The 23,738-nt window shown below is 68.8% G+C and carries 19 protein-coding genes and 2 tRNA genes; 11 read left to right on the top strand and 10 right to left on the bottom strand.

Going from position 1 to position 23,738, the window contains the following annotated elements; all coding sequences use genetic code 11:
• Positions 1 to 120 precede the first annotated feature (120 nt).
• Together ABZX37_RS13855 and ABZX37_RS13850 are read right to left on the bottom strand one after the other, a co-directional pair.
• Positions 121 to 1,146 carry an NAD(P)H-dependent glycerol-3-phosphate dehydrogenase gene (locus ABZX37_RS13855; RefSeq protein WP_354739292.1) on the bottom strand — a complete coding sequence of 342 codons (1,026 nt, stop codon included), beginning with the start codon at positions 1,144 to 1,146 and terminating at the stop codon, positions 121 to 123.
• The gene (locus ABZX37_RS13850; protein WP_354739290.1) at positions 1,146 to 1,883 is read right to left on the bottom strand and encodes a lysophospholipid acyltransferase family protein; all 738 of its coding nucleotides are present in this window, start codon (positions 1,881 to 1,883) and stop codon (positions 1,146 to 1,148) included. The genes ABZX37_RS13855 and ABZX37_RS13850 overlap by 1 nt, the downstream gene beginning before the upstream one ends.
• Before the next feature lie 116 nt (positions 1,884 to 1,999).
• On the opposite strand from ABZX37_RS13850, the gene cofC reads away from it, so the two are divergent.
• From cofC to ABZX37_RS13835, 3 genes are read left to right on the top strand one after another with little or no spacing between them, the layout of a single operon-like run.
• On the top strand, positions 2,000 to 2,632 hold the full coding sequence (cofC, locus tag ABZX37_RS13845; RefSeq protein WP_354739288.1) for a 2-phospho-L-lactate guanylyltransferase: 633 nt from the start codon (positions 2,000 to 2,002) through the stop codon (positions 2,630 to 2,632).
• Between the two features lie 55 nt (positions 2,633 to 2,687).
• Positions 2,688 to 5,114, top strand: coding sequence for an RNA degradosome polyphosphate kinase (locus tag ABZX37_RS13840; RefSeq protein WP_354739286.1), 2,427 nt, complete (start codon positions 2,688 to 2,690; stop codon positions 5,112 to 5,114).
• On the top strand, positions 5,111 to 6,058 hold the full coding sequence (locus ABZX37_RS13835) for an NUDIX hydrolase (RefSeq protein ID WP_354739284.1): 948 nt from the start codon (positions 5,111 to 5,113) through the stop codon (positions 6,056 to 6,058). The genes ABZX37_RS13840 and ABZX37_RS13835 overlap by 4 nt, the downstream gene beginning before the upstream one ends.
• Positions 6,059 to 6,984: 926 nt before the next feature.
• Here the strand turns inward: ABZX37_RS13835 and ABZX37_RS13830 are convergent.
• From ABZX37_RS13830 to leuC, 3 genes are all read right to left on the bottom strand, one after another.
• The gene (locus ABZX37_RS13830) at positions 6,985 to 7,629 is read right to left on the bottom strand and encodes an HU family DNA-binding protein (protein ID WP_354739282.1); all 645 of its coding nucleotides are present in this window, start codon (positions 7,627 to 7,629) and stop codon (positions 6,985 to 6,987) included.
• Positions 7,630 to 7,871: 242 nt separating this feature from the next.
• A complete protein-coding gene (gene leuD, locus ABZX37_RS13825) occupies positions 7,872 to 8,474 on the bottom strand; it encodes a 3-isopropylmalate dehydratase small subunit (RefSeq protein ID WP_354739280.1) in 603 nt (200 codons plus the stop codon).
• Between the two features lie 23 nt (positions 8,475 to 8,497).
• Positions 8,498 to 9,922, bottom strand: a complete 1,425-nt coding sequence (gene leuC / locus ABZX37_RS13820; RefSeq protein WP_354739278.1) for a 3-isopropylmalate dehydratase large subunit — start codon at positions 9,920 to 9,922, stop codon at positions 8,498 to 8,500.
• A gap of 145 nt (positions 9,923 to 10,067) precedes the next feature.
• On the opposite strand from leuC, the gene ABZX37_RS13815 reads away from it, so the two are divergent.
• The 6 genes from ABZX37_RS13815 (at position 10,068) to ABZX37_RS13790 (ending at position 16,733) form a co-directional block, all read left to right on the top strand.
• Positions 10,068 to 10,769 (top strand): IclR family transcriptional regulator, encoded by a 702-nt coding sequence (locus tag ABZX37_RS13815; protein WP_009074079.1) that lies wholly within the window; start codon positions 10,068 to 10,070, stop codon positions 10,767 to 10,769.
• Between the two features lie 859 nt (positions 10,770 to 11,628).
• On the top strand, positions 11,629 to 12,252 hold the full coding sequence (locus ABZX37_RS13810; RefSeq protein ID WP_354739416.1) for an HU family DNA-binding protein: 624 nt from the start codon (positions 11,629 to 11,631) through the stop codon (positions 12,250 to 12,252).
• A 768-nt stretch (positions 12,253 to 13,020) separates the two neighbouring features.
• The gene (locus ABZX37_RS13805; RefSeq protein WP_354739276.1) at positions 13,021 to 14,247 is read left to right on the top strand and encodes a glycine betaine/L-proline ABC transporter ATP-binding protein; all 1,227 of its coding nucleotides are present in this window, start codon (positions 13,021 to 13,023) and stop codon (positions 14,245 to 14,247) included.
• Positions 14,240 to 15,124, top strand: coding sequence for an ABC transporter permease subunit (locus ABZX37_RS13800; protein WP_354739274.1), 885 nt, complete (start codon positions 14,240 to 14,242; stop codon positions 15,122 to 15,124). The genes ABZX37_RS13805 and ABZX37_RS13800 overlap by 8 nt, the downstream gene beginning before the upstream one ends.
• 33 nt (positions 15,125 to 15,157) lie before the next feature.
• A complete protein-coding gene (locus ABZX37_RS13795) occupies positions 15,158 to 16,066 on the top strand; it encodes a glycine betaine ABC transporter substrate-binding protein (protein WP_354739272.1) in 909 nt (302 codons plus the stop codon).
• A 166-nt stretch (positions 16,067 to 16,232) separates the two neighbouring features.
• The gene (locus ABZX37_RS13790) at positions 16,233 to 16,733 is read left to right on the top strand and encodes a MarR family transcriptional regulator (protein ID WP_354739270.1); all 501 of its coding nucleotides are present in this window, start codon (positions 16,233 to 16,235) and stop codon (positions 16,731 to 16,733) included.
• Here the strand turns inward: ABZX37_RS13790 and ABZX37_RS13785 are convergent.
• On the bottom strand, positions 16,730 to 17,218 hold the full coding sequence (locus ABZX37_RS13785) for a TetR family transcriptional regulator (protein WP_354739268.1): 489 nt from the start codon (positions 17,216 to 17,218) through the stop codon (positions 16,730 to 16,732). The two genes, ABZX37_RS13790 and ABZX37_RS13785, sit on opposite strands and share 4 nt — an antisense overlap.
• 76 nt (positions 17,219 to 17,294) lie before the next feature.
• On the opposite strand from ABZX37_RS13785, the gene ABZX37_RS13780 reads away from it, so the two are divergent.
• The gene (locus ABZX37_RS13780; RefSeq protein WP_354739266.1) at positions 17,295 to 18,353 is read left to right on the top strand and encodes an FAD-dependent monooxygenase; all 1,059 of its coding nucleotides are present in this window, start codon (positions 17,295 to 17,297) and stop codon (positions 18,351 to 18,353) included.
• 498 nt (positions 18,354 to 18,851) lie between these two features.
• Here the strand turns inward: ABZX37_RS13780 and ABZX37_RS13775 are convergent.
• The 3 genes from ABZX37_RS13775 to ABZX37_RS13765 all read right to left on the bottom strand — a co-directional run bounded on the left by ABZX37_RS13775 (position 18,852) and on the right by ABZX37_RS13765 (position 19,972).
• Positions 18,852 to 18,924: transfer RNA gene (locus ABZX37_RS13775), tRNA-Glu, on the bottom strand.
• 90 nt (positions 18,925 to 19,014) lie between these two features.
• Positions 19,015 to 19,086: transfer RNA gene (locus tag ABZX37_RS13770), tRNA-Gln, on the bottom strand.
• Positions 19,087 to 19,135: 49 nt separating this feature from the next.
• Positions 19,136 to 19,972, bottom strand: coding sequence for an HAD family hydrolase (locus ABZX37_RS13765; protein ID WP_354739264.1), 837 nt, complete (start codon positions 19,970 to 19,972; stop codon positions 19,136 to 19,138).
• An 836-nt stretch (positions 19,973 to 20,808) separates the two neighbouring features.
• On the opposite strand from ABZX37_RS13765, the gene ABZX37_RS13760 reads away from it, so the two are divergent.
• Positions 20,809 to 22,047, top strand: a complete 1,239-nt coding sequence (locus ABZX37_RS13760; RefSeq protein WP_354739262.1) for an FAD-dependent oxidoreductase — start codon at positions 20,809 to 20,811, stop codon at positions 22,045 to 22,047.
• A gap of 917 nt (positions 22,048 to 22,964) precedes the next feature.
• Here ABZX37_RS13760 and ABZX37_RS13755 read toward each other — a convergent pair.
• Positions 22,965 to 23,735: a fumarylacetoacetate hydrolase family protein gene (locus ABZX37_RS13755; protein ID WP_354739260.1), complete on the bottom strand. Its 771-nt coding sequence runs from the start codon at positions 23,733 to 23,735 to the stop codon at positions 22,965 to 22,967.
• Positions 23,736 to 23,738: the final 3 nt, after the last annotated feature.

Below are 23,738 nucleotides of genomic sequence, written 5' to 3'. Positions count from 1 at the left end.
GTCCCACGCACCCAATGTGGCGTTCGGTGCGTCAGATGCACCCAATGCCACATTGGGGCGCTTCCCACCGCAGGCAGTCAGCGCGGTGTCCGCCCTAACCGGCGTAGGCACTCACGAGGCTCAACTCCACTCCGGCTTCCGCGACCGTCCGAGCAGTTCCGCGCCCGCCTGCCGCGGGTCGACGCCCTCGTGGCACACCCGGAACATCGCGTCCGTGATCGGCATGTCGACCCCGGCCCGCTGCGCCAGTTCGCGGATCGACGAGCACGACGCGACGCCCTCCGCGACCTGGCCGCCGGTCGCCGCCTGCGCCTCGGCCAGCGTTTCGCCGCGGCCGAGCCGTTCGCCGAAGGTGCGGTTGCGCGACAACGGCGACGAGCACGTCGCGACCAGGTCGCCGAGCCCGGCGAGACCGGCGAAGGTCAGCGGGTCCGCGCCGAGTTTCGCGCCGAGCCGCGCCATTTCGGCGAGACCGCGCGTGATGAGCGTCGCCGTCGTGTTCGCGCCCAGGCCCATTCCGGCGGCCATCCCGCAGCTGAGCGCGATCACGTTCTTGCACGCGCCGCCCAGCTCGCAGCCCACCACGTCGGTGTTGGTGTAGGGCCGGAAATACTGGTTCGACGTCGCCTGCTGCACCGCTTTCGCCCGCTCGTGATCGGCGCACGCGAGCACCGCGGCGGCAGGCTGTCCGTCGGCGATCTCGCGGGCCAGGTTCGGCCCGGACACCACCACGATCTCGCCCGGATCGACGCGGGCGAGTTCGGCGATCACCTCGCTCATCCGCTTGAGCGTGCCCAGTTCGACGCCCTTGGCCAGGCTGACCAGGATCGCCTCGGGCGGCAGCAGCGGCTGCCAGCCGGTCAGATTCGCCCGCAGGCTCTGGCTCGGCACCCCGAGCACCACCGCCTGCGCGCCGTCCAAAGCCGCGGCCGCGTCGGCCGTCGCGGTGATCCGCTCCGGCAACGACGTCCCCGGCAGATACGACTCGTTGGTGTGCCGCTCCCGGATCTCCTCCGCGACGCTTTCCCGGCGCGCCCACATCGTGACGTCCCGGCCCGCGTCGCCGAGCACCTTCGCGAACGCGGTGCCCCACGAACCCGCGCCGAGCACGGTGACCCGTTGCACGTCAGCGGCGAAACCCGCCATCAGGCACCGTCCTCCGGCTTCTTCGGCTCCGACGCGGCGTCGGTCTCCGGCTTCTTCACCGGCGGTTCCTCCTGCCGGATCTCCGCCAGCAGCCGGGTCACCTCGTCCATCAGCACGGCGGTGACCTCGCGCAGCATCGAGGCGCTGCGCGGGTTCCCGCCCCGGTACGCGGACAGGTCGATCGGGTCGCCGACCAGGTGCGTCACCGTCTTGCGCGGGAACGGCGTGAACTTCTTGGTGTAGCCGTTGAAGATCTTGTTCGTGCCCCAGCGCGCGATCGGGATCACCGGCACGTCGTTCTGCAGCGCCAGCCGCGCCGCGCCGCTGTAGGCCTCCTTCGGCCAGCCCAGCGGGTCCTTCGTGATGGTGCCCTCGGGGTAGATCACGATGACCTTGCCCTCCTCGAGCGCCTGGTGCGCGGCCTTGAGGCTGTCGCCGGCCGCGCTCGACCCGCGCGCCACCGGGATCTGCCCCGACCCGGTCACGATCCGGCCGAAGACCGGCACGTCCTTCAGGCTCGCCTTGAGGAAGAACCGCGGCACCCGCTTCTGCCGGTGCACGAACACCGCGTCGACCGCCGGGTCCAGGTGCGAGATGTGGTTCATGACCAGCACCGCGGGCCCTTGCCGGGGGATTTTCTCCGCGCCGAGGTACACCCGCTTGCCGATCGCGGTCAGCGGGTAGAACGCGGCGGCGGCCAGCCCCACCCAGAATCCGCCCTTCTCACGCCGTGCCACAGTTCTCCTCCTCGGGTCGCCTCTGCTCCGGTTGATCCTGCCGCCCGCCGGTTCGCGCAGTCCAGGGAGGGTGCGCTCACGCACGCGTCCGGCGGGTTTCGGGTAAAGATGGACAGGTGGACGCAGACCTGGTCATGCCGATGAAACCGCCGCGCACGGGCAAGTCCCGGCTGCGCGGGGCGGTCGCCGAGCACCGGCACGCGGAACTGGTGCTCGCGCTGGCCTGCGACACGCTGGCCGCGGTCACCTCGGTCGCCGGGGTCCGGCGCGTGCTCGTCGTCACCGCCGATCCGGCCGCGCTGTCCGAATTGGCCGGTCTCGGCGTCGAACTGGTCGCCGAGCCCGCGGGCGGCGGGCTCAACGAAGCGCTACGGCACGGCGCGGAACTGCTGCGCGTGGACGCGCCGGACGGAGTAGTCGGCGCGCTCCAAGCGGATCTCCCCGCGTTGCGCGCGGTGGATTTGGAGCAGGCGCTGACCGAAGCCGCGGGCCGCCGCGCGGTGGTGTTCGACAGGCAGGGCACCGGGACCACGCTGTTGCTGTCCGCGCCGGGAAAACCGCTCGACCCGCGGTTCGGCGCCGGCTCCGCGGAACTGCATCGCGCGTCCGGTGCGATTCCGCTCACCCAAGCGCTGCCGTCGCTGCGCAGCGACGTCGACACCGAGGATGATCTCCGCCACGCCGCGAAGCTCGGTCTGGGGAAGCGCACGGCGGCATTGCTCCCGGCCGAACGGGCGCAATTGCGCTGACGTGTTCACTCGACCTTCATCGCGGCCTGCGCAAACCGCGGCTTCGTAGTGAACAATGGGCAGCGTGAGCACAGAAGACGGCAGCACTCCGGCCCGGCGGCGCGTGAAAAGCGGCAGCAGCGCGACCCCCTCGTCCCCGGCCCCGCGCTCCGCGGGCAGGAAGGCGACCTCGCGCGGGAACGCCGACTCCGCCGCGGCCCGTCAGGCGAAACCCAAGGCGGCTCCGGCGGAAGACAACGCCAAACCGGCCAAGCGCAAGACCGCCGCGTCGAGCGCGCTGCGCACCGCGGCGAAGAAGCCCGCCGCGCCGCCCGCCGTCTCCAAGGCCGCCGTGCGGCCGCGCCGGACCACGACCGAGAGCGGCGAGGAATTCCGCTCCGTTCCGTCGGCCCCGCCCGCCGTCACGTCCGCGCCCACCGCCGTCGAGTCGCTTCCCGACGACCGTTATTTCAACCGCGAGCTGTCCTGGCTCGACTTCAACGCCCGCGTGCTCGCGCTGGCCGAGGACGAATCGCAGCCGCTGCTCGAGCGCGCGAAGTTCCTCGCCATTTTCGCGTCCAATTTGGACGAGTTCTACATGGTCCGGGTCGCCGGGCTGAAACGGCGCGACGGCACCGGCCTGTCGGTGCGCAGCGCGGACGGGCTCACGCCGCGCGAACAGCTGGACTACATCGCCAAGCGCAACCAGGACCTGGTCGAGCGGCACACCGCGGCGTTCAAGGAGCACCTGCGCCCGCAGCTGGCCGAGCAGGACATCCGGATCGTCGGCTGGGCCGACCTGTCCGGCGCCGACCAGCTCCGGCTGTCGAGCTACTTCTCCGAGCAGATCTTCCCGGTGCTCACGCCGCTCGCGGTCGACCCGGCGCACCCGTTCCCGTACATCTCGGGGCTGTCGCTCAACCTCGCGGTCACGGTGCGGGACCCGCAAGGCGGGCTCGAACGGTTCGCGCGCGTGAAGGTGCCGAGCAACGTGTCGCGGCTGATGCGTGTGGAAACCGAACGCGGCAGCCGGACCGCCACCTTCCTTCCGCTCGAGGAACTGATCTCCGCGCACCTGAGCGATCTGTTCACCGGCATGGAGGTGACCGAGCACCACGTCTTCCGCGTCACCCGCAACGCCGACTTCGAGGTCGAGGAAGACCGCGACGAGGACCTGTTGCAGGCGCTGGAACGCGAGCTGGCGCAACGCCGGTTCGGCCCGCCGGTGCGGCTCGAGGTCGCGCAGGACATGAGCGAGCACATGCTCGAACTGCTGCTGCGCGAGCTGGAGGTCGACCCCGAGGACGTCGTCGAGGTGCCCGGCCTGCTCGACCTCACCTGCCTGTTCCAGCTGTTCGCGGTCGACCGCAAGGAATTGAAGGACCGGCCGTTCGTGCCCGCGACGCATCCGGCGTTCGGCGAACGCGAGACGCCCAAGAGCGTTTTCGCGACGCTGCGCGAGGGCGACGTCCTGGTGCACCACCCGTACGATTCGTTCTCCACGAGCGTGCAGCGGTTCATCGAACAGGCCGCGGCCGATTCGAAGGTGCTGGCGATCAAGCAGACGCTGTACCGGACGTCCGGCGATTCGCCGATCGTGGACGCGCTGATCGACGCCGCCGAGGCGGGCAAGCAGGTCGTGGCGCTGGTGGAGATCAAGGCGCGGTTCGACGAGCAGGCCAACATCACCTGGGCGCGCACGCTGGAACGCGCGGGCGTGCACGTGGTGTACGGCTTGGTGGGCCTCAAAACGCACTGCAAGGTGTCGATGGTGGTGCGGCAGGAGGGTTCGACCATCCGCCGCTACTGCCACATCGGCACCGGCAACTACAACCCGAAGACCGCGCGGCTGTACGAAGACCTCGGCCTGCTCACCGCGGACCCGAGCATCGGCGCGGACATCACGGATCTGTTCAACGTCCTCACCGGCTACTCGCGCCAGGACACCTACCGCACGATCCTCACGTCGCCGCACGGCATCCGCCGCGGCATCGTGCGCGCGATCGGCGAGGAGATCGAACTCGCGCGCGCCGGGCTCGACGCGGGCATCCGGATCAAGTGCAACTCGCTCGTGGACGAGCAGGTGATCGACGCGCTGTACCACGCTTCCCAGGCCGGCGTTCCGGTCGACGTGGTGGTGCGCGGGATCTGCTCGCTGAAGCCGGGCGTCGAGGGCTTGAGCGAGAACATCCGCGTCCGCTCGATCCTCGGCCGGTTCCTGGAGCACTCGCGGGTGTTCAACTTCCGCGCGGGCGGCACGCACTGGATCGGCAGCGCGGACATGATGCACCGCAACCTCGACCGCCGGATCGAGGCGCTGGTGCGGGTCAAGGACCCGCGGCTGACGCGGCAACTGGACGACGTGTTCGATTCGGCGCTCGACCCGCACACGCGCTGCTGGGTGCTGAGTTCCTCGGGCGAATGGCAGCCGTTCCCGGCCGCCGGTTCGCAGGTGCGCGACCACCAGCTCGAACTCGCGAAGCGGCACGGGGCCGTCGGATGAGCGTGGACGTCCGGGCCGCCGGCGCGGTGCTCTGGCGCCGCGCCGGCGCCGGGTTCGAGGTCGCCCTCGTGCACCGGCCCCGCTACGACGATTGGTCGCTGCCGAAGGGAAAGGTCGACCCCGGCGAGACGATCGCGGCCACCGCGGTGCGAGAGATCGCCGAGGAGACCGGATTCCGCGCGGTGCTGGGCCGCTATGTCGCGCAGACGAGGTACGAGGTGCCCGCGAAGAACAACGGGCGGCTGCTGCGCAAGAGCGTCGACTACTTCAGCGGCGAAGCCGTTTCAGGGGCCTTCGAGCCCAACGAAGAGGTCGACGAACTGCGCTGGCTGGACCCCGTCACAGCCGAGCAGTTGCTCACGCGACCGGCGGATGTCCGGGTACTGCGCGAGTTCTGCGCCCTCCCGCCCGCGCCGACGACCGTGTTGCTGGTGCGCCACGCCAAAGCGGGCAAACGCGAGGACTGGACCGGCGACGACGACCTTCGCCCGCTGTCGGAAGCCGGTCAGCGCCAAGCGGCCGCGCTGCGGGACCTGCTGCCGCTCTTCGGCCCCGACCGGGTGTTCTCCGCGCCGCGGCTGCGGTGCGTGCAGACCGTCGGCGGAGTCGCGGACGCACTCGGCGTCGAGGTGGCGCACGAGCCGCTGCTGTCGGAGGAGGGCTACTGGCCCGATCCGCTGCTGGGAATCCGCCGCCTGCTGTCGATCGCGGCCGAGGGAGGCACTCCCGTCATCAGCAGCCAGGGCGGCGTGATCCCGGACCTGGTGAGCGCACTGGCGGACCGGGACGGCCTGGAGCTGCCCGCCGCCCGCGACGGAGTGGTGCCGAGCAAGAAGGGCTCGCTGTGGGTCCTGTCGTTCTGTCCCGGCGACGACGGACCGGTTCTGGTGGGCGCGGATTATTACCCGAGTCCCCTTCCCTCCCCGGTGCCTTCGGCGAGCTGATCTTTTTCGCGGGGCCCGGCGTCGCTTCGGCCGCGCCGGGCCCTTCTCATAAGTGCAGCTCTCCGCCATTCGCCGGGCCGCGGATTCTATAGAGACCGATAGTGCTGAGCGGCGCTCAGGACTTATCCCCGGTCCCGGCATAAGCGACGTCCGAGACAGCCGCCGAGGGGTTTAATTACCCCCGGCGGGGATTTATCTCCGGCCGTCGGATTAGCCCTCCCGGACGGGTCCGTGAAGGACTCCTTGCGGGAATCAGATTCCCTCAAGGAGCCCTTCACGACCCGCTTGAGTGCGCGATCACGGCCGCCGAATCTGTTGTTCTGTCAGCAATCCGGCGGGTTCTTTTCGCCGCCCTCGCAGGCCGCCGACCTCGGGAAACGCTGCCACGGCCGCATTCGGCTCAGCACCACGCCATCCCCCTGGCAGGCAGCGGATTCTCGGGTCTCCGTGCGCGTCGCCCGCCCAGGATCCAGCCGCTACAACAGCTCTGCGACCCGGTCCTCCCGCTCCCTCGCAGCGGCTCGCCGACCCGCCACCTCGCCCCGCCCGGAAACCCTGCGGCCACAACGGCTCAGCCACCCCCGAACCCGCTCCCACCAGCTCGACAACACCGCCCCGCACCTCGCCCAGCCGGAACCCGAGCCCCCGCAACACCTCCGCCCATCCCCGCGAACCCCGCCCCCAATACTTCGCCGCACCCCCGCGAAACCCAGCCCGACACCCCGCCCCCAACTCCTCGCCGCACCCCCGCGAAACCCCGCCCGACACCCCGCCCCCAACACTTCGTCACTCCCCCGCGAAACCCCGCCCCGCCACACCGTTTTCCACCCGTCCAGCCGATCAAGCCCCGCAAGCCCCCGGAAACGCGGCAGGGCCCCGACCTCACCCGAGGTCGGGGCCCTGCCGCGAAGCAACGAATACCGGGGCTACTTCTTCTTGGCCGCCGAAGTCCGCTTCGCCGGGGCCTTCTTGGCCGCGGCCGTGGTCTTCTTCGCTGCCGCAGTGGTCTTGGCGGCAGGCTTGGCGGCTGCCTTCGCCCGCGTGGTGGCGGCGGCCTTCGGGGCCGCCTTCGCCCGCGTGGTGGTCGACTTCGCGGCCGTCGCACGCGTAGTCGTCTTGGCCGCGGCGGCCTTGGCGGGAGCCTTGGCTGCGGTGGCGCGAGTGCGCGTGGCAGCGGGCTTCGCCGCCGTGGCACGGGTGCTGCGCGTGGCGGTCGTCGACGCGGCGCGGGTGGTGGTGGCGCGCGCGGTGGTGCCGGTGGCCCGCTTCGCCGCCGTGGCCTTCGGCAGCTTCTTCGAACCGGAAATCACGTCCTTGAACGTGGTGCCCGCGCGGAACGCCGGAACGTTCGTCTTCTTCACCCGCACGGTTTCGCCGGTGCGCGGGTTCCGCGCGGTGCGGGCTGCCCGAGCGCGCTTCTCGAACACCCCGAAGCCGGTGATGTTCACCTTCTCGCCCTTGTTGACCGTCCGGATGATGATGTCGACGAGACCGTCGACGGCCTCCGAAGCAACCTTTTTGTCGCCCAAACGCTCCGACAGCGCCTCGATCAGCTGGGCCTTGTTGGCCATTCCAGTCCCTCCAAGAAGAACTCTTCGTCCACGGCCAGGTCGGCCGGCTAACGCACACGGTATTACCAAGACAGCACAAATTCCAAACGGCACGCGAAATTTTCCCTTGCGGCGGGAACGGTTCCGCCCTCCCGAAGGACCCGATTCCGGTCCGGGGAGGTGCCGTTTGGCGTGGGCGAAGAGCGGGTCCGCCGGGGCCGGATTCCCTTTCCGAGCAGGGAATCCGCCCCCGGCGGCGCAGGTCAGGAGGTCGCGGCGGGAAGCGTCGCGGGCTTCCACGAAGGCCGCTGGGACTCGAACGCGTCGATGTCCCCCGCGTGGCGCAGAGTCAGCGCGATGTCGTCGAGCCCTTCGAGCAGCCGCCAGCGGACGTAGTCGTCGATCTGGAACGGCGCGGTGAAGTCCTTGGCCCGCACGGTCTTGGCTTCGAGGTCCACCGACACCTCGGTGCCGGGCTCGTTCTCCAGCAGCTTCCAGAGCAGTTCGACATCCGACTGCTCGCACTGCGCGGCGACGAGGCCGCCCTTCCCGGAGTTGCCGCGGAAGATGTCGGCGAAACGGGACGAGACGACAACCCGGAAGCCGTAGTCCATCAACGCCCACACGGCGTGCTCGCGCGACGAGCCGGTGCCGAAGTCCGGTCCGGCGACGAGCACCGAGCCGTTCTTGAACGGTTCCTGATTGAGGATGAAGTCGTCCTGGGCGCGCCAGGCGGCGAACAGCCCGTCCTCGAATCCGGTGCGGGTCACGCGCTTGAGGTAGACGGCCGGGATGATCTGGTCAGTGTCCACGTTGGACCTGCGCAGCGGGACCCCGATCCCGGTGTGCTGGGTGAACGGTTCCATGGTGGGAGCTCCTCTCCGGGAGGTCAGGCGGGCAGGTCGGCGGGCGAGGACAGCGTCCCGCGCACGGCGGTGGCGGCGGCCACGAGCGGCGAGACGAGGTGCGTGCGCCCGCCCTTGCCCTGCCGTCCCTCGAAGTTGCGGTTGGAGGTGGACGCGCTGCGCTCGCCGGGGGCGAGCTGGTCCGGGTTCATCCCGAGACACATGGAGCAGCCCGCCTGCCGCCATTCGGCTCCCGCCTCCGAGAAGATCTTGTCCAGGCCTTCCTCCTCCGCGGTCTTGCGCACCCGCATCGAACCGGGCACCACGAGCATCCGGACCGAATCGGCCACCTTCCGCCCGCGCAGCACCTCCGCCGCGGCGCGCAGGTCCTCGATCCGGCCGTTGGTGCAGGAGCCGAGGAAGACCGTGTCCACGGCGATCTCGCGCAGCGGGGTGCCCGGCTCCAGATCCATATAGGACAGCGCCTTCTCGGCGGCGAAGCGCGCGTTCTCGTCGGGGATCGCGGCCGGGTCCGGCACGGAATCGCCCAGCGGCAGGCCCTGTCCGGGGTTGGTGCCCCACGTCACGAACGGCGTCAGCCGGTCCGCGTCGAGGTGGACCTCGGCGTCGAATTCCGCGCCCTCGTCGGTGCGCAGCTCGCGCCAGTTCGCGACGGCGGCGTCCCAGTCCTCGCCCTCCGGCGCGTGCGGACGGCCCTTCAGGTAGGCGAAGGTCGTCTCGTCCGGCGCGATCATGCCGGCGCGCGCGCCCGCCTCGATCGACATGTTGCAGATGGTCATCCGGGCTTCCATCGACAACTCTTGGATGGCCTTGCCGCGGTACTCCAGGACGTAGCCCTGACCGCCGCCGGTGCCGATTTTGGCGATCACCGCGAGGATCACGTCCTTCGCGGTGACACCCGGCTGCAGCGAGCCGTCGACGTTGATCGCCATCGTCTTGAACGGCCGCAGCGGCAGCGTCTGGGTGGCGAGCACGTGCTCGACCTCGGAAGTGCCGATGCCGAACGCCATCGCGCCGAACGCGCCGTGCGTCGAGGTGTGACTGTCGCCGCACACCACGGTGGTGCCGGGCTGGGTCAGCCCGAGCTGCGGTCCGATCACGTGCACGATGCCCTGTTCGGCGTCGCCCATCGGGTGCAGCCGGACGCCGAACTCCTTGCAGTTGCGGCGAAGCGTGTCGACCTGGGTGCGGGACACCGGGTCGGCGATCGGGAGGTCGATGTCCACCGTGGGGACGTTGTGGTCCTCGGTGGCGATGGTGAGGTCGGGGCGGCGCACCGGCCGCCCGGCCAGCCGCAGTCCGTCGAACGCCTGCGGGCTGGTCACTTCGTGCACCAGGTGGAGGTCGATGTAGAGCAGATCCGGTTCGGCGCCTTCGCCTCGGCGCACGAGGTGGCTGTCCCACACCTTCTCCGCCAGCGTACGAGCCTTGCCGGTGGGGCTGGTCATCTCCGGCTCCTTCCACGGGATCGGCCGGGAGCACGGAACCCGGACGGTGCCGGTGAGGAGGGGGCAGCCGCGGCTGTCCGCGGCTCCGGGTTTCGTTTTTCCCAGATTCTGGACTTCCCACAGTGCGGGAAGATAGTATCGCGTCGTGGGACAGCATAGCGGTATCGGAGTACTGGACAAAGCCGTGGCCGTGCTGCAGGCCGTCGCCGAGGACCCGTGCGGGCTGGCGGAACTGTGCACGCGCACCGGGCTTCCTCGCGCGACCGCGCACCGGCTCGCGGTCGGGCTCGAAGTGCATCGCCTGTTGCGGCGAGGGCCGGACGGACGCTGGCGGCCGGGCACCGCGCTCGCCGAACTCGCGGGCGGCTCGACCGACCCGTTGCTCGACGCGGCGAGTTCGGTGCTGCCGAAGCTTCGCGACATCACCGGCGAAAGCGTTCAGCTTTACCGGCGCGACGGCGTGCAGCGCGTGTGCGTTTCGACCGCGGAACCGCCGAGCGGTTTGCGCGACACGGTTCCGATCGGTTCGCGCCTGCCGATGACGGCGGGCTCGGGCGCGAAGGTCCTTGCCGCGTGGTCGGATCCGCACACGCAGCGGACGATCCTCGCCGACGCGGTTTACGGCGAACGCACTCTGCTCGAAGTGCGCCGCCGCGGCTGGGCGCAAAGCGTCGCCGAACGCGAGCCGGGCGTCGCGAGCGTTTCGGCCCCGGTGCGCGATTCCTCCGGCACAGTCGTGGCGGCGGTGTCGGTCTCCGGCCCGATCGAACGCATAGGGCGCAAGCCCGGCGCCCGATGGGCGGCCGACCTCCTCGCCGCCGCCGACGCTCTCCAGGAACGCCTCTGACGCCCCGCTCCCACCACGCCCCCAGGCCGCCTCCCCGCCATACCGGTGGGAGGCGGCCTTTTTCGTACCGGCGATCCGCACTGCGAACGCACTCCGCTCGAAGCTCCCCGCCGTGGGGCCCAAAGCGTCGCCGACCCCGAACCGGACCCCGCGAACGATTCCGCCCCCGTACGCGATTCCCCCGGCACAGCTGTCGCCGCAGTCTTGTACTCCAATCCCCGGCTGCCTCTCCGCCACGTCAGAGGGAGGCGACCTTCTCGGCACGCGGCCGAACACACTCCCCTCAAAGCACCCCGCCGCCAAGCCCCAGCGTCGCCGAACCCGAACCGGACCCCGCGAACGATTCCGCCCTCGCACGCGATTCCCTCGGCACAGCCGTCGCCGCGGCATCGGTCTCCCGCCCGATCGGACCCATCGGCCGCGAACCCGGCGCGCGACGGGAGCCCCGGGAACGTCTCCGGCGGTCGGCTCCCGCCGCGCCCCAACCCCGGACCGGCTCACGCCACGCCCGTGGGGGACAGCCTTTTTCGCGCGGTTTTCGATCGTCCTCAGTAGACCGTCCGGCCGCTTCGGGGGTCGTCCGAGCGGCCGTGCACGAGAAGACCGGAGTACCTCAAGAAAAGGCAAAACCGCAGGACAACGGGTGTCTACATGCGACTTTGCCGATGCCGCAAGCACTCTCGCGGGTCTTCCGGCCAGTGAAAGAATCCGGAGCCGCGAGCCCCGCGGGGGTCGTCGGCAATCCGGGCGCGGCAACGAAAAAGGCAGGTCCCGATTGGACTTGCGAAGTCTATGGGTGATAATGACTTCGTTCGGCCTGTATGGCCGTATAAAACAAGTTCTGGTTGGAGGAACTGGAATGGCCAACAAGGCCCAGCTGATCGAAGCTCTGTCGGAGCGCATCGGCGACAAGAAGGCAGCCGCGGAAGCCGTCGACGGTCTCGTCGACATCATCATCCGCACCGTCCACAAGGGCGAAAAGGTCACCATCACCGGCTTCGGTGTCTTCGAGAAGCGCGCGCGTGCCGCCCGCACCGCTCGCAACCCGCGCACCGGCGAAGCCGTGCGGGTCAAGAAGACCAACGTTCCGGCGTTCCGCGCGGGCACCACGTTCAAGGACGTCATCTCCGGCTCGAAGAAGCTGCCGAAGGCGACTGCCGTGAAGCGTGCGACCGCCAGCGCCCCCAAGGCGACCGCCACCCGCGCCACGGCGACGACCACCACTCGCGCCAAGGCCGCCGCTGCCAAGCCGGCCGCGACCCGCACCCGCGCCACCGCGGCCAAGGCTCCCGCCAAGGCCACCGCCGCGAAGGCCACCACCACCCGCGCCAAGGCGACCGCCACCAAGGCCACCGCGGCCAAGGCGGCTCCGAAGGCCACCACCACGCGGGCGAAGGCCGCTGCCAAGCCGGCCGCCAAGAAGACCACGGCGACCGCGAAGAAGGCTCCGGCCAAGCGCACCTCGGCCGCGAAGAAGAAGTAACTCCGGCTTTCCGGAACCTGAAGACAAGCCCCGCCCGGCTTCTCCCCGGGCGGGGCTTGTCGCGTCTCTGCCCTTTTTTCCCGCCCCGGAGGCACTCTCCGACCGCGGCGCCGACGAAGTCCGCGCCCGCACCGCAGGATTTCGAGGCGCCAGAAGAGCGTTTCGGCGACCGCCTTCAAGATCCGTTGGCACGCTTACCCGTCCGGATCCCGAAGCCGCACTCAGGACCGTGAGCGGCCCTGGAGCCCCTCCGCCGTCCCGGCCGCGGGCATTGTCCCCGCCGGACCACATCCGCGCAGCGCGAAGGAAATCGGCGGAAGACCGAAGCGTTTTCCCGATCACACCGGCCATCTCGCGCGCGTCTCCAGTCGATCACCTGTTCCCCCAAGCAACTGCGAACGCCCGCGCGGAGCGGCCTTCGGGGTTTCCTTGCCGTGTCCGGATCGCCACCTTGCGTGGCCGTCAGGTGTCGGCGATCACCCAGGCCACGCAAGGTCCACAACAGACTTTCGGGTTGTTATGCGAACGTGACAACCACACACTGTGGCCACGCGTAATCCAGTCGGGCGAACGGGCGAATCCGGACTGGTTTCGCCAGCGCACACCGTCTTTTCCCCGTTGCCTCAGCAGTGTCTCGCGGGCGGGCGCGCCGCGTCGGCGAAAGTGGGTGCCGGGCCACGAAAACCGGCCGTCATCGGTGAACCGGTCGCGCGATCGGCTCCGAGCAGTGTTGGTCTATGCAATCATGTCGCCCGGCAAGGACCCCGAATGCGAGAACATGAGACGACTGTGCCGATAGTTCGTGTGGAGAAGCTGTACAAAGTGTTCGGCCGCCGGGTGGAAGAGGCGGTCGGCAAGCTGGAGAACGGCGCCGATCGCGCCGAATTGGAGCTGCCCGGCGTGACCGCGGCGGTGATCGACGCCTCCTTTACCGTGGAGCGCGGCGAAATTTTCGTGGTGATGGGGCTGTCCGGTTCGGGCAAGTCGACCCTGCTGCGCACGCTGAACGGATTGCTCCCGGCCACCTCCGGCCGGGTTCTGGTGGACGACATCGACCTCACCGACAAGTCCGCCGCGCAGGTGCGCGAACTGCGCCAGCGGCGGATGAGCATGGTGTTCCAGCACTTCGCGCTGTTCCCGCACCGGACGGTCGCGGAGAACGTCGCCTACGGGCTGAGCGTGCAGAACGCGCCGCGCGAGCGGCAGCGCGAACGCACCGCCGAAGCGCTGGAGATGGTCGGGCTCACCGGATGGGAGGACCGGTTGCCCGGTCAGCTTTCCGGCGGGATGCGCCAGCGCGTCGGCCTCGCCCGCGCGCTGGCCGCGGACACCGAGATCCTGCTGATGGACGAGGCGTTCAGCGCGCTGGACCCGTTGATCCGCAAGGAGATGCAGGACCAGCTCCTGATCCTGCAGCGGCAGCTGGGCAAGACGATCGTGTTCATCACGCACGACCTCAACGAGGCCATGCGCCTCGGCGACCGGATCGCGATGATGCGCGACGGCCGGATCGTGCAGGTGTCAACCGCGCAGGAGATGCTCACCGAACCGGCCGACGACTACGTCGCGAAGTTCGTGCGCGACGTCGACCGCAGCCGGGTGCTCACCGCGTCCGCCGTGATGCGGCCCGCGGAAATCTCGTTCACCCCGGCGACAACGCCCGCCGAAGCGCTGGAAACGATGCGCCGGAACGAACTCGCCGGCGTGCTGGTGACCGAGGACGGCAAGTTCGCCGGCGCGGTCGACCGGCGCGCGGTGAGCGAAGCCGCGGACCAGGGCACGGAAACGATCGCCGGGATCGTCGACCGGTCCGCCGCGCGCACCGGCCCGGAAACGCAGATGGCCGACCTGTTCGGCCACGCCGCGTCCGCGCCCGCGCCGCTCGCGGTGGTCGACGCCGACGGCGCGCTGCTCGGCATGGTGACCCGCGAGGCGCTGCTGAACGCGCTGAGCACAGGAGAAAACGACGAACAGGAGGTGAACGCCCGTGTCTGACAACGTCCTCGTCGGCGACCTGCCGCAGATTCCCGTCGGCACCTGGTTCAAGGCGATCATCGACTGGCTGCAGGGCAACATCGGCCCGTTCTTCGATTTCGTCGACAAGATCGTCAACGGCGCGGTCACCGGCCTCGCGTCGGGACTGACCTGGCTGCCGTGGCCGGTGCTGGTCGTGGTGTTCGCCGGGCTCGGCTGGTGGCTGCGCGGCTGGAAGTTCGGCCTCGGCTCGGCGATCGGGTTCGCGCTCATCGACAGCCTGCGCGAGTTCCCGTCCGCGATGCAGACGCTGTCGCAGGTGCTGATTTCCGGCGTGGTCGCGGTGGCGATCGCGGTGCCGGTCGGGATCGCGGCCGCGCGCAACGAAACGGTGAGCCGGATCGTGAAGCCGGTCCTGGACTTCATGCAGACGCTGCCCGCGTTCGTCTACCTGATCCCGGTCATTTTCTTCTTCTCGATCGGCCCGGTGCCGGGCGTGGTGGCGACCGTCGTGTTCTCGCTGCCGCCGGGCGTGCGGCTGACCGAACTCGGCATCCGCCAGGTCGACCCGGAAATGGTCGAGGCGGGCGAGGCGTTCGGTTCGCCGCCGGGGCGGATCCTGCGGGAGATCCAGATCCCGCTCGCGATGCCGTCGATCATGGCCGGCATCAACCAGATCATCATGCTGTCGCTCTCCATGGTCGTGATCTCCGGCATGGTCGGCGCGCCCGGGCTCGGCGCCGAGGTGTACGCCGCGGTCACGAGCCTGAAGCTGGACCTGGGTTTCAACGCCGGTCTCGGCGTCGTCGTGCTGGCCATCTACCTCGACCGGCTCACTTCCTCGCTGGGGGCGCGCTCCGCGGTGGGCCGCGCTCTTCGCCGGGCCGACGCGGCCTGATCCACCTCCACCGCAACGAGAAAGGACGAACGAGTGCGCACTTCGAAACGGCTCAGCCGGATCTTCGCCGTGGGCGCCGCCGTGACGGCCCTGGTCGGCCTCACCGCGGCGTGCGGCGGCCGGGAGTCCCAGTCGAACAACAGCCAGGAAGCCAAGAGCGTCACCATCGGCTACATCAACTGGGACGAGGACGTCGCCCTCACCAACCTGTACCAGGCGGTGCTGGAGGAAAAGGGCTACAAGGTCAAGACGCAGATGCTCGACGTCGGCCCGATCTACGCGGGCCTCGCGAAGGGCGACGTCGACCTGTTCCTCGACTCGTGGCTGCCCGCGACGCACAAGCTGTACTGGGACCAGTACAAGGACAAGCTCGAAGACCTCGGCGTCTGGTACGACAACGCGACCCTCAACCTCGCGGTGCCGGACTACGTGAGCGACGTCAACAGCCTCGCCGACCTCAAGGACAAGGCGAGCATGTTCGGCGGCAAGATCACCGGCATCGAGGCGAGCGCGGGCGAGACCGGCATCGTGCAGAAGAACGCGATCCCGCAGTACGGCCTCGACGGCGCGATGACCCTGCAGAACTCGTCGACCACCGCGATGCTGGCCGCGCTCGACAGCTCGATCAAGGCGAAGAAGCCGATCGTCGTGACGCTGTGGCACCCGCACTGGGCGTACTCGCGCTACCAGCTCAAGGATCTCAAGGACCCGAAGGGCGCCATGGGCAAGGGCGAGCAGATCCACGCGCTGGGCCGCAAGGGCTTCGAGAAGGACTTCCCGGCGCTCGCCGGCGTGGCCAAGAAGCTGAAGATGTCGGACGAGGACCTCGGTTCGCTCGAGGACGCGATCCAGAAGGCCCCGAAGGGCCAGGAAAAGACCGCCGCGAAGCAGTGGGCGGATCAGCACAAGCAGTTCGTGGACCAGGCTTTCGCCGGTCTCTGAGCCAGCGTCTCCCGGGTCGGATCGACCCCGCCTCCCGTTCTCCGGGACGGCGGGGTCGTTTCTTTTTCAACCGCGCGGGGCAGTTGATGAGGCCCGATTCCCCCTGATTCGTTGCCCAGCACCGTTATCGAGCGGAATCCGCCGCGGGATACGGCACACTGGTCGCATGTCTCGCGCGCCGATTCCTGCCCGCACCGACGTACCCGACGACGTCGACGCGGTCACCGAAGCCGTGCTCACCGCTTCCCGCCTGCTGGTCGCCGTGTCCGCGCGGTCCATCGCCTCGGCGGGCGATCTCATCACCGTGCCGCAATTCCGGCTGCTGGTGGTGCTGCATTCCCGCGGCCCGCTCAAACAGGCCGCGCTCGCCGAACATCTCGGCGTCACGCCCTCCACCGCGAGCCGGATGATCGACCGCCTGGTCGCGGTCGCGCTGGTCGCCCGATTGGGCAATCCGTCGTCCCGGCGCGAGGTCGTCATCGAGCTCACCCAGGAAGGCGACCGAATCGTCCGCGTCGTCACTCATCGACGGCGTCGCGAAATCGCCGCCATTGTGGAGAAAATGCCCGAAACGGCCCGGCGTGGCCTGGTAGCCGCCCTGACCGCTTTCGCCGAGGCTGGCGGCGAACCCCCAGCCGGAAGTCCCGCTGACGCGGTCTGGGTCTAAATTTCCGCCGCCACCGCACGAATCCCGTCGGTCACCTCTTTCGCCGACGGTGCTTCCTCCGGGTCAAGCAGCCACTGCACCATCAGCCCGATCACCAACGCGCTCTGCACCGCCCCGCCGACCCCTTTGCGCGCCTCGCGCAGTCCTTGGACGAGATGCTCGCGCACGTCCGGCGACCGTTCCGCCTGCACCAGCGCTTCAAGCTGAGCCACCCACAACGCCCGATGCTCGCCGAAGCTGCCGATCATCCGCTTCAGCCCCTGCTCGGACAGGTCGAACGACGAATCCGCGACTTCCCCGCCGAGCTCGTCGACCGCCGCCACGAGCGCCTGCGTCAGCAACGCGTCCCGCGACCCGAAGTGATACCCGATAGCCGCGTGACTGACCCCCGCCGCGGCCGCGATGTCGCGCACCGTCGTGTTGCCCCAGCCCCGCTCGACCAAGCACCGCTTCGCCCCGGCCAGCAGATCCTCGCGATTGCCCATGGGCACAGCCTATCTTGCCCGCTTGGTTTGACCAAATGGTTTGACCAAATGGACAAGACGGGTCTACCGTGGCCTCATGACCTCCCTGAACGTCCTCATCTCCGGCGCAGGCGTAGCCGGCACGACCCTCGCCGAACTCCTCACCCGCTCCGGCCACCGCGTGACGCTCGTCGAACGCGCCCCCGCCCTCCGGCACACCGGCTACGCCGTGGATTTCCGCGGTGCCGCCTTCGATGTCCTGTCCGAGCTGGGCATCCTCGAGTCAGTCCGCCGCCACGACACGAAAATGACCGGAACCGCCATCCTCGACCGCGACGGCACGCAGGTAGACCACCTCCCCGCCGAAGCTTTCGCCGGTGAGCTAGAGGTCCCCAAACACGTCCTGAACGAGCTGCTGTACGCCCTGACTGTCGATCATGTCGAGTACCGCTTCGGCACCTCGATCACGTCCCTGACGCAAACTGAGACCGCCGTGACCGCCGAACTAACCGACGGCTCCGTCGAGACCTACGACCTGGTCTTCGGCGCCGACGGCGTGTACTCGAAAGTCCGCCAACTGGCCTTCGCCCCACACTCGGCGGCCCTGCAACACCTAGGCCTCTCCGGCGCGGGTTTCACCATGCCCAACTTCCTTGCCCTGGACCACAGCGGACTCCTCCGCGCTGTAAACGGCACCGCGGTCTACCTGTTCAACTCAGCGGATCCGGACCGTCTCACCGTGAGCCTGTCCTTCGGAACGCCTTCCGGAGCCCTGGACCGTCTCACCCGAGCCGACCAGGAAGCCGCGACGCGCACCGCTTTCGCCGGTGACACCTGGCACACCCCTAGGTTGCTGGAGGCGATGTCGGAAGCTTCGGACTTCTACTTCAGCTCGAATGCGCAGGTACATTTGGACAGCTGGGCAACGGGCCGAATCGCCCTGCTGGGAGACGCCGGATACTGCGCCGCACCCGCCGCAGGCATGGGCACGTCCCAAGCCCTGCTCGGCGCGCGCTCGCTGGCCCGCCACCTGGCGACTGCGGATCACGCGGAGGCTTTCGCTCGGTATGAAGCCGAACTCCGCCCGTATGTCACGGAAAACCAGACCAACGGCCGCTCCGCAGCCGCGCTGTTCGGCGGCGCACAGGAGGATTGAACTGGACTTCCCTGCGTGCGGCCGGTGGCTTCCTTGCTCGCTTCCTCGCAGGCCCGCCGCGCCTACGGCCTTCGCTCGCCTTCAAGTCTCGGCTTTTGCTGGCCCGCAGCGCATTGCGTGCGCCGCCCCGGCCATCGCCCGCCTGCAACACTCGGCCTTTGCTGGCCTGCAGCGCTTTGCGCCCGCCTCCCCCGGCCACCGCTCGGCTGTAGGTCTCAGCTTTGCTGGCCCGCAGCGCTTCGCGCACCCCGTCCCCAGCCACCGCTCGCCCACAACTCCCGGCCTTGCACCGGCCTGCGGAACTTTGCGCCCCCGGCCACGCCCGACCCACTCCTCGTCGGCCCGGACACCACTCGCACACCGCAACCCGCGTCACACACCGCAATCCCGCGCGGAACCCGGCCTCATTCCCACCAGCCCCGCCCACCCCATCAACCCCGGGCTTTCCCCATAAACACAACAAAGCCCGGTTGATCCAAAGATCAACCGGGCTGGCTGTACCCCCGATGGGATTCGAACCCACGCTACCGGCGTGAGAGGCCGGCGTCCTAGGCCGCTAGACGACGGGGGCTTAGGAACTTCCCCGTTTCCGGGGCTTTTCTTGCGAGAGAGAACTTACCAGAAGCGATTTCGCACTTCCGAGAGGGGGTCCTCTCCGCAGCTGGGGTACCAGGACTCGAACCTAGACTAACTGGACCAGAACCAGTCGTGCTGCCAATTACACCATACCCCAGTGAGGTACTTTCCCGGTTGCCCAGGTCAGTGCCGCACGAGAAGAAATACTAGAACATCCCGCCGCGGACCGTCGCAGCGGGGGTCCCCGCCGCCCGCGGGGCGGGCACACCGACGGTCGCGTACTCCGAAACCAGCAGCTCAGGAAGCTCATCGAGGCCCGTCACCGTGTGTACTCCCTCGGGCGCGCGCTCGCCGGTGCGACTGGTCCCGTCGCGATCGAGCCACACCGCGCCGAGCCCGGCGTCGAACGCGCCGATGGCGTCGGTGTCGAGCTTGTCCCCGACGTGCACCGTGCGCTCCGGCGGGCAGTCCAGCGCCAAGCACACCGAGTGGAACATCACCGGATCGGGTTTCGCGACCCCGACCTCGCCCGCGATCGCGACATGGTCGAAAAACGGCGCGAGCCCGAGTTCCGCGATTTTCTGCCGCTGATGAACCCCTGAGGCGTTCGTCACGGCGGCGAGCTGCAGTCCGGCGGCGCGCAGCCATTCAAGGCAAGGAAGAACATCATCGAATAACCGCCAGGACCGCGCCAAAATCTCCCGCCGGCGCGCCTCGAACGCGCTCACTTGCGCGGAGTCCCCGAAGATCCCCAACTCGGCGAGGAAACATTCAGTACGCCGGTGATGCATCACGTCGTAGCCAAGCTTCCCGGCGACAACGAGCGCGACGTGCTCCTCGGTGATCAAATCCCACAACGGCCAGAGGTCGTCGCGCCCGGTAAGCGCGTGCAAGGTACGGCGGATCGCGGCGGTGCAATCGATCAACGTGTCATCGATGTCGAGGCAAACCAGGCTCAGCTCAGGAGGCGCCCACGGTTCGCGGCCGGCAGCGGCCGGCGGGGCAGTACGAGCGCGCGACAGAGCGGCCGGGGCGAAATCCACCCCGTGAGGCTAGGGCACTCGCCGCGTTCGCAACGCGGCCAAAAAGGTGATTACCTCCGAGCCGTTGCCGCTGACCGGCTCTACTGCCGGTGCACAAAGTGTCCGCCCGGTGACGTTCACCACCACCCCAGAGGGCCGAGCGGGTGAAAGACGGTTACTCCACACTCCCCCGAGAACTTGCAAATTCCGAACGATCTCCTCAGCCGCCCACGCCAGCCCCTGTTGCCCTGTCGCCGAAAAACCCTGTCGCCCCAACCCTTTCCCGCCACAGAGCCGTCCCTCCTGGACTCTGCCGCCCGCCGAAGCAACAACAACCACGCATAGCTTCCGCCACCGAACTAACCGCCCGAAATCTTTTCCCGAAAATATCGGTACTCCGCTCTTTCCATCCGGACGGCAGTGCCCCCAGCACTCTCTCGAGATCCACATACGCGGACCACACACCATTACGCAAACTCCCCACATTCTGGTCCCCGCACGACAACATCAACTCCTCCGCTGACACCAACCAGTCGCACTTCCCGCCTCCACAATCCCCCTCTGCGGCGCCCCTCCCCCGCTTCCGTCTCACGACTTCGCCGCCCACGCACCATCAACTACCCGCACTCACCGCGCCCGACTGCCGCCAACACTTCCGCAGCCACCGCCCCCCCGAGGGCTCCCGGCAACACCCCCTTGAAGCCTTCGCCAGCCCCCAGTTCGACCACGGTGCCCAAGCGCACCTCCCGACCGTCGGCGACCACGAACACACCCCATCGGCCGACTTGACGCCCCGTCCGCCCAGGTGCATCCTCAAATTATTCAACAAACGATGAATAAGAGGGGAGCTGGGAAAGATGACCGAACACACGGGGTGCGTCATCGTCGGCGGCGGACCGGCAGGCATGGTGGCGGGACTGCTCCTGGCCCGAGCGGGCGTAGAAGTCACAGTGCTGGAGAAGCACGCGGATTTCCTCCGCGATTTCCGCGGCGACACCGTCCATCCGTCCACCCTCGCGCTCCTGGACGAACTGGGCCTAGGCGAGAAGTTCGAGGCTCTGCCCCACACGAAGGTGACCACCGTCGGACTCCCGACCCCCGACGGCGACCCCCTGACCATCGCCGACATGTCGCTGCTGAAGGTCCCCCGCCCCTACGTAGCGATGGTCCCCCAATGGGACTTCCTTGACCTGCTCTCCGAAACAGCGCAGAAAGAGCCGACCTTCACCCTGCGCCTCGAAACCGAAATGACCGGCCTCCTCCGCTCCGGCCGCCGGGTCACCGGCGTCCGCTACTGCGCCGCCGCCGGCTCCGAAGGCGAACTGACGGCCAACCTGGTAATCGCCGCCGACGGCCGCTGGTCATTGGCCCGCCGCTCGGCCGGCCTCACCCCGCGCGAGTACTACACCCCGTTCGACGCTTGGTGGTTCCGCCTTTCCCGCAAGCCCGAAGAGCGGGAAGCCACGCTGATGCCGAGGATGAGCAAGCGCCACTTCGCCGTGCCGTTGCCGCGCAAGGGCTACTACCAGATCGCCTACCTCGCGCCGAAGGGCAAAGACCTGGGCGAGGCAGGCATCGAAAGCTTCCGCCGCGACGTCGTCGAGGTCTGCCCGGAATTCGCCGACCGAGTACACGAACTGAAATCCATGGACGACGTCAAGGTCCTCAACGTCCGCCTCAACCGCTTAAACCGCTGGCACGTCGACGGCCTGCTCTGCATCGGCGACGCCGCCCACGCGATGTCCCCGGTAGGCGGCGTCGGAATCAACCTGGCGGTACAAGACGCCGTCGCCGCCGCGAGGCTACTGGCCGACCCGCTCCTGCGAGGCAGGCCGACCGAAAAGGATCTCGCCGCCGTCCGCAGCCGTCGCCTCCTGCCGACCGTCGCCGTCCAGGGCCTGCAACGCCTTCTCCACCGCCGCGTGATGGGCCCCGTAATGACCGGCCGCGCCGACGGACCCCCGCGTCAATTGATCACGCTGCTCAGGCGCTTCCCGAAACTCTCCCGTGTCCCGGCATTCCTCATCGGCGTAGGCATCCGCCGGGAATCCGCACCAGCCTTCGCCCGCCGCCCGGCAGAACCAGCACGCCGCTAGCCCCCACAACCGATTCGCCACCAAACGGCAACGCCTCTTACCCGCGACCTGCCACCCACCGCCCACCGGCACGCACCCGCCGGTGGGCCATGGCCAAACAACGGCAACCCGTTTCGCCACTGCCCGGCAACAACAGCACCGCCCACCCGACGCGGACCCCCCAAGCCATCAACTGGTAACGGCGAGTCGCCCGCTCAGCAGCCGACCGCCCTCGCCACTGAACGGCAAAACTCCCACCGCCCAGCAGCCAAGAGTCTCCCAGATGCCGTCGCCACCCATCGGCAACAGCACCAACCACCAGCCCAGCGGGCCCCGCCACCGTTTCGCCGCTAAAGGGCGACAACCCCGACGCCTAGCCAACCGAGCATCAACGACTCTCTCGCCACCGACCGACAAGAGCGTCCACTCACCAGCCTCGAGCACCAAGTCGCCATTCACCGCTCAGCGACGACAGCGAGCCGACCACTCACCAACCCAAGCGCCAGCCACCATTCGCCGCTCACTGGCAACAGCACCGACTGCCCAGCACGAGCACTAAGTCGCTTCTCGCCACTCAACGGCAACAGCGCCCACCGCGCACCAACGCGAGCACCGACTCACTTCTCGCCACTCAGCGACGACAGCACCCTCTACTCACCAACGCGAGCGCCAAGTCGCCTCTCGCCACGGATCGGCAACAGCGCCAACCGCTCACCAACCGAGGCGTCGAGCACCATTCGCCATTCAGCGGCAACGACACCGCCAACCCCAGCAACCCGGCACCGGCCCCGTGCCTCGCCGCTCAGCAGCAACGGCCCGAGCTACGCCCGACCCTCCCCAACGGCCAGAAAACCAACCCGACCAGGGATTCGCCACTAAACGGCAACGCCCAAAACCACCCGCCGAGCCGCTGTCGCCGAAAAACGGCGACAGCCAGCTCAGAGGCTTTGCACCGGGTTCGTCAGGGTCCCGAGGCCGTCGATCGTGATGGACACCGACTGCCCGTCGACGATCGGACCGACCCCCTCCGGCGTGCCGGTGAGGATCACGTCGCCGGGAAGGAGCGTCATCACCCGCGACACGAACTCCACCAGTTCGGGCACCTTGTGCACGAGATCCGAAGTCCGGCCGTCCTGCTTCAGCTCTCCGTCGACCTCGCTGCGGAGCGCCAGGTCGGACGGGTCGATCGACGTGTCGATCCACGGACCGAGCGGGCAGAAGGTGTCGAACCCCTTCGCTCGGCCCCACTGGCCGTCGGACTTCTGCAGGTCGCGCGCGCTCACGTCGTTCGCGACCGTGTAACCGAGGATCGCACTGGCCGCGCGGGCCGCGGGCACGTTCTTGACCGGCTGTCCGATGACGACCGCGAGTTCGCCCTCGAAGTCGACGCGGCCGACATCCGACGGACGGCGGATCGGAGCGTTCGGCCCGACCACCGTCGTGGACGGCTTGATGAACAGCATCGGCGCGGACGGCACCTCGTTGCCGAACTCCGCCGCGTGCTTCGAGTAGTTCCGGCCGACGGCGATCACCTTCGACGGCAGGATCGGCGCGAGCAGCCGGACGTCGGCGAGCGGCCAGCGCTTGCCGGTGAAGTTCGGCTGGCCGAACGGATGTTCCGCGATCTCGAGGACCTGGGCGTCGTCGCCGTCCCCCTCGATCGAAGCGAACGCGACACCACTGGGATGAGCAATACGAGCTAGACGCACCAC

This window comes from Amycolatopsis sp. NPDC004079 (assembly GCF_040610415.1).
Taxonomy (GTDB): Bacteria; Actinomycetota; Actinomycetes; order Mycobacteriales; family Pseudonocardiaceae; genus Amycolatopsis; species Amycolatopsis halotolerans.
This window is presented reverse-complemented; position numbering and strand designations above follow the sequence as displayed.